The sequence below is a fragment of the Paenibacillus sp. FSL H7-0350 genome (assembly GCF_038593195.1).
In the GTDB taxonomy this organism is placed as follows: domain Bacteria; phylum Bacillota; class Bacilli; order Paenibacillales; family Paenibacillaceae; genus Paenibacillus_AQ.
In genome coordinates this window covers 1,998,809-2,012,205 of record NZ_CP151972.1, presented here as the reverse complement: position 1 = coordinate 2,012,205, position 13,397 = coordinate 1,998,809, and the positions used below count along the sequence as shown (strand labels likewise).

Here is a 13,397-nt window from a genome sequence, read left to right as displayed (position 1 = left end):
GTTCAATAAAATTTTATATATTCAGTGCGTACAATCACAAGTTCCGCCTAATGCCAGTGATAAGGTGTAGAAGTGAAAAGAAGCACAAACCTACATCTTAACCTGAGGAGGGGCCAACATGGCGTCCAATCAATTAAACGATACAACAATTCATCCCGGGTTCACCCCGGAAGCAATGGTCAGAGATATTGTTCTGCAGTTCCCCAAAGCAGCAGATTATTTCAAAGCACAGCGGATCGATTTCTGCTGCGGAGGCGCAAAGCCGCTGGCTGAAGCCGCTGCTGAGAAGGGTCTTGACCCGGCAGCAATGGTACAGGAGCTGAACAAGCTGCAGGAACAGCATCCGGTGCTGGAAGAGGATACCGCCTGGAACGAGGCTTCGTCAGAGGAGCTGGTGGATTATATTGTGAACAAGCATCACCGTTATCTGCGTGAAGAGCTTCCGCTTATCAGTCAAAATGTAACCAAGGTGTTCCGCGTTCATGGTGAGGATTCACCGCATCTGGGAGAAATGCACCGTCTGTTCAATATGCTGCGTGAAGAGCTGTTGCAGCATACGGCGAAGGAAGAAGAGAGCGAATTCCCTAAGATGCTAGCCTACACCCAGAACCCGACTGAAGAAGGACTTACTGAGCTGCGCGGATTGCTGCATAATCTGGAAGCTGAGCATGACGGGGCGGGAGAGATTCTGCGTGAGCTGCGTAGAGTTACTAATGACTATACACCGCCCGCGCATGCCTGCACGACTTATCGCCTGACCTATGCCCGTCTTGAAGAACTGGAAGGCATGACCTTCGAGCATGTGCATCTGGAGAACAACATTCTGTTCCTGCGTTATCAATAGGACCGGCTGCAATGGATAAGTCCCTTCGGGGACTTTTTACTTTTTATACCGGCAGAAATGATTTGAGAACCCTTCCTCTATGCGTTATCCTTAAAGAGTCCGGGAAATACATATGAAGGCGGTGCCGTGGGATGTCCACGAAATGGATGCGCTTAATGCTGTGCCTTCTCTTGCTGGCCGCGGCAAGCGGTTGTGGCTTGGGATCAGGGAATGGCGGCAGCAGTAACGGAGGCCAGGGACTAACCTTTTCAGTCAAGGTGGGTGACAGCGAAATGGCCGGAAGCTCAGCCAGATTGCTTAACGAAGCTTACGTGCCTGGGAATTCAATAATAGAGCTGTTTAGGAAGAGTGGCGTTGTTACATTTTCAGCGGATGGAACTAATATTCTTGAGGTGAATAAGGTTTCCCTGGGTCAGGATATGAGCTGGGAGATTCAGGTGAACGGCAAGAAGGTTCAAGAGCTGAATACGACCCTGGAACCGGGTTCGGCCATTACGATGTCAGCAGGGCCTGCCGGAGCCGGAAAGATGTTTCAGCCTGTCATCATCACTGTGAACGGGGGGAGCGAGCAGCCGGAGCTGACACATTCGAATGTGCTTTCTTTTATGCAGGATATGTCCGTCAAGGGATTGCTCCAGAACAGCGGTATGGTCCAGCTTGCCGAAGATAACCGGACGGTGCTTACTGTGATGGAATATACCCCGCTCAGCAGCGAGGAATGGAGACTGAAGGTCAACGATAAAGGACTGCTCGGCAATGGAGTGGACATGAAGCTCAGTCCACAGGACAAGCTGGAGATCTCTCTGGTACTGAAATAAGTGAATGAAGTAGATGAGTGAGATTGTGTACCCGATGAACGGATATCTGTGCGAAACTGCATGGGTATCCGTTTTTTTGAATAATAAATCTCTATGCTTCACGCCAGAAATTGTCCTATATAAGAACGGCGAAGTCATTTTCAGTTGTGTGAAAAAATTCACATAAGATGTGACTGTGGTCACACTTGCCATGGAATGGGGGACAGTATAATTTCTCTATCAGGTAAGTTATTGAAGAAATCAGAGTTTCTGAAGGAGGGTCTACCAATGGCAGCGGAAAGAGAAAAGTTAGTGCTGATTGGAAATGGCATGGCGGGAGTAGGCACTATTGAGCAGATTCTGAAGCTGGGCGGCGCTTATGATATTTCGGTCTTCGGCAGTGAGCCGCATCCCAACTATAACCGGATTATGTTGTCCTATGTACTTGAAGGCAGCAAATCGATTGAAGACATCATTCTTAACGATCTCGGGTGGTATGAAGATAATCATATTACACTGCATACCGGTACGACGGTCACCAGGATCGATGATCAGAACAAACTAATATTGACCGATAATGGACTGGCGGTTCCTTACGATAAAGCAATTATTGCAACGGGTTCGAATTCTTTCATTCTCCCCGTACCCGGCAGCACCAAGGATGGAGTAGTCGGCTTCCGCGATATCGCGGATTGTGATGCAATGCTGGCAGCGGCGAAGCAGTACCGCACGGCGGCTGTGATCGGCGGAGGACTGCTGGGTCTGGAAGCTGCGAAGGGCCTGGTCAATCTGGGCATGGATGTTACCGTTGTGCATCTGCTGGAGGATCTGATGGAGCGCCAGCTGGACCGTACCGCTTCTTCAATGCTACAGGCAGAGCTTACGCGTCAAGGTGTGAGATTCGCCATGGGCAAGCAGACGGTTGAATTGACCGGAGAAGAACGGGTGACTGGTCTACGATTCAGTGATGGCAGTGTGCTGCCGGCAGAGTTTGTAGTGATGGCTGTTGGAATCAAGCCGAATGTCCAGCTTGCGAAGGACAGCGGAATCACCGTTAACCGCGGGATTGTAGTTGACGATTATATGCAGACTTCCATGGCAGATGTGTATTCTGTCGGTGAATGTACAGAGCACCGGGGAACCTGCTACGGACTCGTAGCACCGCTATTCGAGCAGGGCATGGTTCTCGCCAAGCATCTGTCCGGTGTACAGACTCCGGGCTATGAAGGCTCAGTTGTAGCAACCAAGCTCAAAATTTCCGGGGTAGATGTATTCTCCGCCGGTGAATTCACCGAAACGCCGGAGCATACCGTCATTTCTGCCAAGGATGAATGGAAGCGAACCTACAAGAAGATTTTGCTTAAGAATAATGTGATTGTCGGTGCTGTTCTGTTCGGTGATGTAACGGAATCTGCCAACCTGCAGAAGCTTGTGAAAAACAGCACAGAGATGACCAATGAAATCTATGATGAGGTTATGGGCACAAGCTGCTGTGGCGGAGGCGGAGCCAAGAAAGGCATGTCTGTTGAAGCGATGGCCGATGAAGAAATCGTCTGCGGCTGCAACGGCGTAACCAAAAAAGCGATTGTTGATGCTGTTACGGAGAACGGCTTCACTACGGTAGATGAGATCAAAGCCTGCACGGGTGCAACCCGCTCCTGCGGCGGCTGTAAGCCAGTGGTGGAGCAGATTCTGCAATTCGTTCTCGGAGACAGCTTCCAGCAGAGCGCCAAGCAGGGAATCTGCAGCTGCACCTCGCTTAGCCGGGATGAGATCGTTGCCGAGATTACGGCAAAAGGCCTCCGGACTACCAAGGAAGTCATGCATGTCCTGGACTGGAAGCAGGCAGAAGGCTGTTCCAAATGCCGCCCGGCTGTGAACTATTATCTGGGGATGATCTACCCTGACACTCATGAAGACGAGAAGGAATCCCGGTTCGTCAATGAACGGATGAGCGCCAATATTCAGAAGGACGGAACTTATACAGTTATCCCGCGGATGTATGGCGGGGTGACCACTCCTGAGGATTTGAAGCGGATTGCCGATGTGTCCCTGAAGTATGATGTGAAGGTTGTGAAGGTAACGGGCGGCCAACGTCTTGACCTGATCGGTGTCAAAAAAGAAGATGTACCTAAGGTGTGGGAGGAGCTGGATATGCCGTCCGGCTATGGGTATGCGAAGTCGCTGCGTACAGTAAAAACTTGCGTGGGTTCGCAGTTCTGCCGCTTCGGCACACAGGATTCCATGGGCATGGGCGCTATGCTTGAGCGTAAATATGAGCGGCTGGATATGCCGGCCAAGTTCAAGATGGCGGTTAACGGCTGTCCGCGTAACTGTGCAGAATCGTGCACGAAGGATATCGGAATTGTCGGCAACGACGGCGGCTGGGAAGTGTTCATCGGCGGTAACGGCGGGATTAAGCCGCGCATCGCAGATGCCTTCTGCAAGGTGAAGACCGACGAGGAACTGGTTGAGGTCTGCTCGGCTGTCATCCAGTACTACCGTGAGACCGGTAATTACCTGGAGAGAACCTCCGAATGGGTAGAGCGTATGGGTCTTGAGCATATCCAGACTGTGGTTATGGGCAATGACGACAACCGTAAAGAGCTTGCGGCACGTATTGACTTTGCCCTGGCCCAGGTGAGTGATCCTTGGCGGAAAATGCTGGATGACAAAAACACCCGCACCGCGCTGTTCGAAGAGACACAGGTATAGTCTAAAGGGAGAGGGAGAGAGCATAATGGAACGGAGTAATCGGGAATATACGATAGGCGCAGTGGAAGATTTCATGCTGCAGATCGGCCGGGTAGTTCATGCAGGAGAGGTCGAATTAGCGATATTCCGCACATCGGACGGCGCAATCTATGCGGTCCGTAACCACAGTCCCCATCCGAAGGGTGGTCCGCTCGCAGAAGGAATCGTATCGGGCTATTATTTATATGATCCGCTGCATGACTGGAAGATCGACCTTCGCACCGGAGAGGTTCAGGCACCGGACCGGGGGCAGGCAGAAGTCTATCCGGTTACAGTAGAGGGCGGAGTTGTTATGGTCACTCTGCCTGCGGCAGTAACAACTCTAAATTAAAGGAAGAGCAGGTGCGGATATGTTTACGCAGAGCGTAGAGAATATCGTTGAGACAGCCGTAGGGAAACGCGACAAAATGAATGAGAGCCTGCCCAAATATTTTTTGGCGGCCCTCCTGGCAGGAGCATATGTGGGTATCGGTATTATTCTGATCTTCTCACTGGGGGCACCGCTGGCGGCGATCAAATCACCGTTCCAGCCGTTGATTATGGGAGCATCCTTCGGGATTGCCTTGACCTTGGTTGTCTTCGCAGGCTCAGAGCTGTTTACAGGTAATAATATGTTCTTCACGGTAAGCACGCTTGCCGGGAGAACAACAGTCTGGGATACGGTGAAGAACTGGGTCCTGGTATTCCTCGGCAATGTGGCCGGTGCTGTGGTGCTGGCGCTGCTGATTCAGGGATCGGGCCTCTTCAAGGCAGCGCCTGCCGAGCATCTGATCTTCGCGGCGGCTGCCAAAAAGATGAGCCTGCCGTTCTCAGAGCTGTTCTTCCGCGGTATTCTCTGTAACTGGCTGGTCTGCCTGGCACTGTGGATGTCCTCCCGTGCCAAGAGTGAAGCGGCGAAGCTGGTGCTGATCTGGTGGTGTCTGTTCGCCTTCATCGCGAGCGGCTATGAACACAGTGTAGCGAATATGACGCTCCTCAGCGTAGCCGTGCTGCTGCCGAATCATCCAGAGACAGTGAGCATCGCCGGCTGGTTCCACAACATGATTCCTGTTACGCTTGGCAACATCATCGGCGGCGGTGTCTTTGTCGGAATGGCCTACTGGCTAATTTCACCTGTGCGTACTCCGCGTAACGTATCTGTCCCTCCTCAGACTAAGAAAGCAAGCTAGATTCAATATCAAGCCCCGCAGCTGCTACATGGCTGCGGGGCTTTTTTGCCGCTCAATCCCTGCTATAATACACTTCAGGAGGTTATTCTCATATGAATATATTGATTCTTGGTGCCACCGGCCGGGTGGGGAGCCATATTGTTACCCATGCTCTTCAGGATGGACATCATGTGACCGTGCTGGTCCGCACGCCGGAGAAGGTTCAGCCTCTCCATGCCAACCTGACGATCATCGAAGGTAATGTTCTTAATCAAGATGATGTCGCCCGGGCAGTGCAGGGAAATGATGTAGTGATTAGTGCGTTGAACACCGATGGGACAACCACACTTACAGACAGTATGCCTTTTATCATCGGAGCCATGTACGAGGAAGAGATAGAGCGCATTATTACCGTAGGAACTGCGGGCATTCTTCAAAGTGAGTTTTCTCCGGAACTCCTGCGTTACCAATCCAGCGAATCTAAACGCAGGTCCACCCGTGCTGCAGAAGAACATGAACAAGCCTATCGCTTGTTGGAGCGGTCGACTCTGAAATGGACCATTGTGTGCCCAACCGCTCTGCTGAACGGAGAACGCTTGGGGACCTATCGTGTGAGACAAGATATTCTGCCCGAAGGAGGCAGTGAAATATCTGTAGCAGATACAGCGGAATTCACGTATAGTCAAATTGATGCTAGCGATTTCATAAGAACCCGTGTAGGTATAGCTTACTGATACAGGTGATCTATTTAGAAGACGAACGGAGGGGAGGGGTGCGATGGCAAGCTTTAACCATTTTGGCGTATATGGAATTTGTCAGCGTGACGGCAGGCTGCTGGTGATCCATAAAGGAAGGGGCCCTTATAGCGGAAGATACGATCTGCCGGGGGGGAGACTGGAGACTGGTGAATCCCTGGTTGACGGCTTGATCAGAGAGTTTGTTGAAGAGACTGGTTATACAGTAAAGGTACAACAAAACCTGGGCACCTTCGATTTCTTTATCCCGCATAACGAAGATCACTTTACACAAATGCATCATATGGCAGCCTTGTATCAGGTTGAATTGGCCGGGGAAGAAGAGCCTGTTGCCATTTCAATGTTCGATGAACAGGATTCCCGTGGGGCGGAATGGGTGGATTACACTAGAATAACACTCGACTCAGCTTCTCCGTTAGCCGTATATGCTGCTAAGTTCCTTAGGGGTGAGGAGCTGCCTGTAACACCAGAATATTATGATGATTGGGAAGTAAAAGGTTCATAGGATGTGCCGCCAGTACGGTGAATACATCGCCGGACAAGAAAAAAAGACGCCGGACAGGGCGCCTTGACCACTCTATTAAATTTATCGGGTCAGATATGTTTCAATGAGGTAAATAGAGGGTATTATTGATAGGAAATTAAATTCGGCAAATTTCATTGGGACATAATTCGCAATGGCAGATTTCCTGAAGCATCGCCAGATCCTTGATGACAATCATACCATTCTCATACTCCACTGCATCTTTTTTGCGCAGATCACTCAGCATGCGGTTAACGCTCTCACGGGTAGCGCCGATCATGTTGGACAGATCTGTATGCGTGATTTTTTTGTTAATCAGAATGCTGTCGCCGGTCTTCTCACCATAGGTGTTGCCAAGACGGATCAGTGTGGAGCAGAGTGCGCCCGGTTTGCCGTACATCATCAGATCGCGGAATTTCGTCTGTGTGAGACGGTGATGAATCCCCATCCATTTCATGAAGTCAATAGCGAAATCGCAGTGCTGGCAGATCAGAATCTCCAGATCCTTCTGCTCGATCACGCCAACTTCACTCTCTTCAATCACTTCGGCCGTGAAGCTGTGCTTCGTGCTGAAGAACGGGTCAGCCTGACCCACCATATCACCAGCCTGATACATATACAGAATCAGTTCTTTGCCTTCGTCTGTAGATTTGGTTAATTTCACACGTCCACGCTTGATATAAAACAATTTATCCGAAAAGTCGCCTTCCCAGAAGAGGTGAGAACCCTCAGGGACCATGCGTTCCTTCATTGTGACCAACAGGCGGTTAAAGTTCTGTTCGGAGAAACAGTTTGTATTGCCGCGGGCTTCGATAACATTATAATGTTCCTTTATCATAATCGACATCCCCTTTATTCCCTCAGTTTTTCAGTAAATTTTAAATTAATTATACCTTGAAATTCCTCTTTATGGTTAAATATTTTCGTATAAAAGTGTCGAATTTTTAACATTGTGATAATTTTCACTTCATTTGTGTGAGATTGGTTACGTTTTTGCCCTGAAAAGGGTTCCTTTCCCTGTGTTATAGGATATTATAGCAGCTCCCCCCTGTTCTGGATAGTTCTAGGGAGGGAACGGCTTTTTTTGGTTTTCCCGCATGTTAATGATGTCCGTACAAATGCACATAACTCGCTTACGAGCTGACCTTGGTCCTGTGCGGGCTTAGAGATATTCTGAAACTGAGCGTCCGAACCTCCGCATAGGGCGGCGGGGCAGGCCGAGTATTCTCTTAGCGAAGGAGAGTTCCAAGATGGCAAAGGTAGCAGATCCCTATCTGAAGGTCGATCCATGGGCAATTATTGAAGAGGGCTTCGATCCGGAACGAAACCGGACTTCAGAATCGATTTTTTCACTGGGCAATGAGTACATGGGGGTGCGGGGGTATGCGGACGAGGGCTACAGCGGGGATTCCTTGCCGGGCAGCTATTTCAATGGACTAAATGAGCAAATGGGGGTCGGCAACCACTATAAGGGTATTATCCGGTCGCTGCGATATATGGTGAATACGGTAGACTGGCTGCATACCCGGATCTCGGTAGATGGTGAACCGCTGGATCTGGCCCATTCCCGTATTGACAAGTACACCCGCAGACTGGATTTCCGAACCGGGACCTATACACGGGAGTTCATCTGGCTGCTGGCGGACGGGAAAAAGCTGAAGCTCTGCTTCACGCGGCTGGTTAGTATGACCACATCTCATCTGGGAATGCAGCAAATCACCTTCACGCCGCTTAATTTCACGGGTACGGTGGATGTTCGCACAGGGCTTGACTTCGGCATGATCCATGAGGAACACGGCCAGAGCATGTGGAGGGAGCTGCGCAGCGGAGAGGAGGGTGCGGTGACTGCCATTATGGCCCGTACGCTAACGACCGGGAATCAGCTGTTCTCAGGCTGTGTCCTGAAGTCTTCGCAGGAGCTGAATACGGAGCTTGTGGATGAGGACCGCTATATCGGGCAACAATTCTCGCTTATGCTGGCTGAAGGCGAGCCTGCTTCCTTCACGAAGCTGGTAGTCAATGTGACAGGCAGTAATACTTCACGAGCAGCAGACCATCTCTGGACAAAAGGCATGGAGCTTGCAGCAGCAGCGGACGGGCTGGTAGAGGAAGAGGTGCTTGCTGACCAGGCCGCCTATTGGAGCGGTATCTGGGCTGTCAGTGATATCCGGATTGAAGGAGACCCGGAGAATCAACAGGGCATCCGTTTTTGTATTTTTCAGCTGTATCAGACGTATCACGGGGACCATCCCGGGTACAACATCGGTGCCAAAGGGTTGACCGGTGAAGCCTACCGGGGCCTTGCCTTTTGGGATACGGAGTCTTATTGCCTGCCGTTCTATCTGTTCAATAATCCGAAGGCGGCCCGCAGCCTGCTGGAATTCCGCTACAAGACGTTGCCGGAGGCGCTGCAGCGCGGGCACGAGGTGGATTGCGAAGGGGCTTTTTACCCGATTGCCACAATAGACGGAACAGAGAGCTGTGACCTGTGGCAGCACTCCAACCTGCAGCTTCATGTCGGGACGGCCGTCTCCTACGGAATCTGGCATTATATGAATAATACAGGCGACCGGGAATTCCTTTACAGCAAAGGGGCCGAGATGCTGATTCAGATCAGCCGGTTCTATGCATCACGCGGCCAATGGGGGCAGCGCACCGGGGAATACGGATATTATGGTGTGATGGGACCTGACGAATTCCAGCTCATGGTAAACAATAACTGCTACATCAATCTGATGGCCCAGAAGTTATTCGAATATACGCTCGAAACGGTAGCCTTAATGAAGGCGGAGACGCCGGAGAAATATGCGGCGGTTATAGCGGCTACTGCGCTCCGTGAGGAGGAACTGGCTGACTGGGATTACAAGCGTGCACATATGAAAATCCCGTTCGACCCCGGCAGCGGCCTATATGAGGAGCATGACGGATTCTTCGATATGCCGCATCTCGACATTCACTCCATTCCGGTGTCCGAGTTCCCGCTCTACGCTCACTGGTCTTATGATCGCCTGTACCGTTACGATATGATCAAGCAGCCGGATGTGCTGATGTTCATGTTCCTGTATAACGGGCAATTCTCCCGCGAGGCCAAGCTGGCGAATTACGAATATTATGAACCGAGATGTATTCATGAGTCCTCGCTCTCGCCGTCCATTCACTCGATTCTGGCCAATGAACTTGGCAAGCCGGAGGAAGCGTACCGGTTCTTCGAGTTCGCCACGCGTCTGGATCTGGACAATTATAATCGCAATACCCGGGAAGGGCTGCACACCACATCAATCGCCGCAGCGTGGATGAACATCGTCTATGGCTTCGGCGGGATGCGCTCGGATGGAGATTGCCTGTCCTTCTGGCCGGTGCTGCCGCAGCAGTGGACCGTCTACAGCTTCCAGGTGATCTGCAGGGGCGTACTGCTGGGCATTACGGTAAATGCGGAGGCGGTTTCCTTCAGAGCGGTAAATGGCGGAAGCGCAGAGGTGCTGATCTATGATCAGCGGGTGACCGTAGATGAAGCTGGGATTGAGCTTCCGCTTGCTGAAGGGATGGCTGTGTAATGGACTGGACGGTTAGCGAGCACAGCTTCGAGCCCTGGCGGATTACGGCGAACGGCAACAAATATATGACCGGCAATGGTTATATGGGCTTCCGGGGAGTGCTTGAAGAGTTCGGAAAGGAGCAGCTTGCGGCGGTTACGTTAGCCGGAGTATATGACCGGGCGGGCGAGAAATGGCGCGAGCCGGTGAACGCCCCGAATGGACTGTATACGTTAATCACCTGTGACGGCATAAAGCTAAGCGTATTGGAAATAGAACCCCTGGAGCATACACAACGTCTGGATCTCCGTTCCGCAGTTCATCGTAGGGAGACGGTGTTCGGTGTCCGCGAGGGCGGCAGACTGACCCTGACCGCAGAGCGGTTCGCCAGCATGGACCAGCTCCATCTGCTGGCCGCCAGATGGACTCTGCACTGCACTGCCGATTGCCGGATAGAGATTACGACGGGAATCGATGGCGCGGTGTGGGATATCAACGGCCCCCATCTGCTGGAGCAGCAGAGCCGCTCTGCCGGCGGGGGGCTGCTGTCAACAGCGGTTACCGGGGAGCTGGGGCTGCCGGTGGCGGTGGCGGAGCATACAGAGTTCAGCTTAGCAGAACAAGGTACAGTGATGGACATAGACATAATCACAGACATGGGGAGGGCGCTCCGTCATATTTCTTTTGATGCCAAGGCCGGAGAGACTTATGAGTGGTACAAATATGCAGCAGTATTCACAGGTCTGGATGCCGAAGACGGCACTGGTGAGGGCTCCCCTGATGATTGGGCGGTGCAGACCGTCCAGGCAGCAGCCGCTACAGGATATGCTGGACTGCTGGAGGCGCACCGGTGCAAGTGGGCGGAGCGATGGTCACGCAGCGATTGTGTCATTGAAGGCGATGAAGAAGCGCAGTTCGCACTGCGCTACAGTATGTATCAGCTGCTGATTATTGCACCGACGAAGTCGGAGAAGGTCTCGATTCCGGCGCGCGGCTTATCCGGGCAGGTCTATAAGGGTGCGGTATTCTGGGATACAGAAATGTTCATGCTTCCCTTTTTCCTGCACAGCGACCCGGGGATTGCGCGTAATCTGATGATGTACCGTATCCACACGCTGGACGGTGCGCGGCGGAAGGCGGCAGAGTACGGATATTTGGGCGCTTTTTATGCCTGGGAGAGTCAGGATACGGGGGATGATGCCTGCACTCTGTTCAATGTGAACGATGTATTTACCGGGCGGCCCATGCGGACCTATTTCCGCGATAAGCAGATTCATATCAGTGCAGATGTCGTGCATGGAATCTGGCAATACGTGACCTTCACGGGAGATGACAGCATCCTGGCGGACGGCGGGGCGGAGGTCATCTGGGAATGTGCGCGTTTCTTCTATTCCTATGCTCACTATAATCCTGTGAAGCGGCGTTATGAGCTGCTGGATGTTACCGGCCCGGATGAATACCATGAGCGGGTGAATAATAATGCATTTACGAGTGCCATGGTTCAGGAGACACTGAAGATTGCCTTGCGGACAGCAGAACGGTTGCAGGACAAATATCCGGCCGTGTATAACGGTCTTGCTGAACCTTATTCTGACGGGCCGTTCCTGGATGAATTCACTGCAATGCTGGCACAGCTCTACGTCCCGCAGCCGGACCCGGATACGCTGGTGATTGAACAATTCGACCGTTATTTGCAACTGGAGGATGTGTCTCTGGCTGAGCTGAAGGCACGGGTCATTCACCCGAATGAGTACTGGGGCGGAGGCAATGGGCTGGCTGCAACCACAAGAATCCTGAAGCAGGCCGATGTGGTGCTGATGTTACATCTGTTCAAGAGCCGGTTCAGCAGGGAAGTGAAGCAGGCCAATTGGGAATTCTATGAGCCGCGAACCGAGCATGGTTCCAGCCTCAGCGCCTGTATCTACGCGCTGGCTGCAACGGATATCGGCTTGCCGGACTGGGGATATCCGTATTTCATGCGCACTGCCACCGTAGATCTTACCGGTGAGTCGAAGCAGTATGTCGGCGATCTCTATATTGGCGGGACCCATCCGGCTGCAAATGGGGGCGCGTGGATGGCTGCGGTTCTTGGCTTCGCGGGTGTGCGCTTTGATGGACAGATCGTCACCCTTAAGCCGTCTCTGCCGGAGACCTGGAGTTCCATTGAGCTGCCGGTAATCCTGCGCGGAGGCAGCTTCCGGCTGCAGATTGGCCGCGAAGAGATCACGGTTACGGCGGCGCCGGGCAACAGCGAATCGATAAGCTTCGCCGGATTCGGCAGTGAGGCGGTGCCATGCCCGCCCGGTGCAATCCTGGAGTTAGCGTCACAGTCCAATCAGAGAGGAGTATGACAATGATGCTGGAGCATATGAAGGGCGCTATCTTCGATCTGGATGGCGTGATTGTAGACACGGCGAAGTATCACTATCTGGCCTGGCACTCACTCGCCGGGGAGCTGGGCTTCCCGTTCACGGAGACGGACAATGAGCGGCTGAAGGGCGTCAGCCGGATGCGGTCGCTGGATATTCTGCTTGAGATCGGCGGCCTGAGTTTCGGTGAAGCTGAGAAGCTGGCGATGGCGGAGAGGAAGAACCGCCTCTATGTTGAATACATTTCCGGACTGGACGAATCGGAGCTGCTGCCCGGTGTTAGAGTCTATCTAAGTGCGCTCAGAGCACGCGGCGTAGCTATTGCCCTCGGCTCTGCCAGCAAGAATGCAGCCTTCATCCTGGATAAGCTGAATATTGCTGGGCTGTTCGATACGGTGGTAGATGGCAACAAGGTCTCGCAGGCGAAGCCGGACCCTGAGGTGTTCCTGACCGCCTGCCGGGAGCTGGGGCTGGGGCCTCAGGACTGTGTGGTGTTCGAGGATGCAGAGGCCGGAGTAGCCGCCGGGAAGGCGGCCGGCATGAACGTTGTCGGGATTGGCCGGCCGGAGCTGCTGAAGACAGCGGATCTGGTGATATCCGGATTGCATGAACTGTAAGAGCTTGATAGAATGGCCCTTGAGGAACTTTTTTCCTCTATTATCTAATCTAATATA

At 52.4% G+C, this 13,397-nt stretch carries 11 protein-coding genes; 10 read left to right on the top strand and 1 reads right to left on the bottom strand.

The window, feature by feature from the left end; all coding sequences use genetic code 11:
* The first annotated feature begins 148 nt into the window (after window positions 1-148).
* The 7 genes from ric to NYE24_RS09430 all read left to right on the top strand — a co-directional run bounded on the left by ric (window position 149) and on the right by NYE24_RS09430 (window position 6,803).
* Window positions 149-844: an iron-sulfur cluster repair di-iron protein gene (gene ric, locus NYE24_RS09460; RefSeq protein ID WP_143804220.1), complete on the top strand. Its 696-nt coding sequence runs from the start codon at window positions 149-151 to the stop codon at window positions 842-844.
* A 131-nt stretch (window positions 845-975) separates the two neighbouring features.
* The gene (locus NYE24_RS09455; RefSeq protein WP_036698493.1) at window positions 976-1,662 is read left to right on the top strand and encodes a hypothetical protein; all 687 of its coding nucleotides are present in this window, start codon (window positions 976-978) and stop codon (window positions 1,660-1,662) included.
* A gap of 267 nt (window positions 1,663-1,929) precedes the next feature.
* Window positions 1,930-4,356, top strand: coding sequence for a nitrite reductase large subunit NirB (gene nirB / locus NYE24_RS09450; protein WP_342478529.1), 2,427 nt, complete (start codon window positions 1,930-1,932; stop codon window positions 4,354-4,356).
* A 25-nt stretch (window positions 4,357-4,381) separates the two neighbouring features.
* Window positions 4,382-4,726 (top strand): nitrite reductase small subunit NirD, encoded by a 345-nt coding sequence (gene nirD, locus NYE24_RS09445; protein ID WP_342478528.1) that lies wholly within the window; start codon window positions 4,382-4,384, stop codon window positions 4,724-4,726.
* Window positions 4,727-4,745: 19 nt separating this feature from the next.
* Window positions 4,746-5,564 carry a formate/nitrite transporter family protein gene (locus tag NYE24_RS09440; protein WP_036698487.1) on the top strand — a complete coding sequence of 273 codons (819 nt, stop codon included), beginning with the start codon at window positions 4,746-4,748 and terminating at the stop codon, window positions 5,562-5,564.
* 92 nt (window positions 5,565-5,656) lie between these two features.
* Window positions 5,657-6,277 (top strand): SDR family oxidoreductase, encoded by a 621-nt coding sequence (locus NYE24_RS09435; RefSeq protein WP_342478527.1) that lies wholly within the window; start codon window positions 5,657-5,659, stop codon window positions 6,275-6,277.
* Between the two features lie 43 nt (window positions 6,278-6,320).
* Complete coding sequence (locus NYE24_RS09430; protein ID WP_342478526.1) at window positions 6,321-6,803, top strand: NUDIX hydrolase; 483 nt, start codon at window positions 6,321-6,323, stop codon at window positions 6,801-6,803.
* A 136-nt stretch (window positions 6,804-6,939) separates the two neighbouring features.
* On the opposite strand, the gene NYE24_RS09425 is transcribed toward NYE24_RS09430, so the two are convergent.
* Window positions 6,940-7,656: a Crp/Fnr family transcriptional regulator gene (locus NYE24_RS09425; protein ID WP_036698804.1), complete on the bottom strand. Its 717-nt coding sequence runs from the start codon at window positions 7,654-7,656 to the stop codon at window positions 6,940-6,942.
* Window positions 7,657-8,071: 415 nt separating this feature from the next.
* Between NYE24_RS09425 and NYE24_RS09420 the strand changes: the two genes are divergently transcribed.
* Genes NYE24_RS09420 through pgmB form a run of 3 tightly spaced genes read left to right on the top strand, consistent with a single transcriptional unit; the run spans window position 8,072 to window position 13,340 of the window.
* A complete protein-coding gene (locus tag NYE24_RS09420; protein WP_342478525.1) occupies window positions 8,072-10,375 on the top strand; it encodes a glycosyl hydrolase family 65 protein in 2,304 nt (767 codons plus the stop codon).
* Entirely contained in the window at window positions 10,375-12,705 is a 2,331-nt protein-coding gene (locus tag NYE24_RS09415) for a glycosyl hydrolase family 65 protein (RefSeq protein WP_342478524.1), read from the top strand. Before NYE24_RS09420 ends, NYE24_RS09415 begins: the two co-directional genes overlap by 1 nt.
* Before the next feature lie 5 nt (window positions 12,706-12,710).
* Window positions 12,711-13,340, top strand: a complete 630-nt coding sequence (gene pgmB, locus NYE24_RS09410) for a beta-phosphoglucomutase (protein WP_076154504.1) — start codon at window positions 12,711-12,713, stop codon at window positions 13,338-13,340.
* The last annotated feature ends 57 nt before the right edge of the window (window positions 13,341-13,397 follow it).

Excerpts from the sequence above, each read along its gene's own strand:
- nirB (WP_342478529.1), top strand. The coding sequence starts at position 1,930 with ATGGCAGCGGAAAGAGAAAAGTTAGTGCTGATTGGAAATGGCATGGCG.
- NYE24_RS09430 (WP_342478526.1), top strand. The coding sequence starts at position 6,321 with ATGGCAAGCTTTAACCATTTTGGCGTATATGGAATTTGTCAGCGTGAC.
- nirD (WP_342478528.1), top strand. The coding sequence starts at position 4,382 with ATGGAACGGAGTAATCGGGAATATACGATAGGCGCAGTGGAAGATTTC.
- pgmB (WP_076154504.1), top strand. The coding sequence starts at position 12,711 with ATGCTGGAGCATATGAAGGGCGCTATCTTCGATCTGGATGGCGTGATT.
- NYE24_RS09415 (WP_342478524.1), top strand. The coding sequence starts at position 10,375 with ATGGACTGGACGGTTAGCGAGCACAGCTTCGAGCCCTGGCGGATTACG.
- NYE24_RS09440 (WP_036698487.1), top strand. The coding sequence starts at position 4,746 with ATGTTTACGCAGAGCGTAGAGAATATCGTTGAGACAGCCGTAGGGAAA.
- NYE24_RS09435 (WP_342478527.1), top strand. The coding sequence starts at position 5,657 with ATGAATATATTGATTCTTGGTGCCACCGGCCGGGTGGGGAGCCATATT.
- NYE24_RS09455 (WP_036698493.1), top strand. The coding sequence starts at position 976 with ATGTCCACGAAATGGATGCGCTTAATGCTGTGCCTTCTCTTGCTGGCC.
- NYE24_RS09420 (WP_342478525.1), top strand. The coding sequence starts at position 8,072 with ATGGCAAAGGTAGCAGATCCCTATCTGAAGGTCGATCCATGGGCAATT.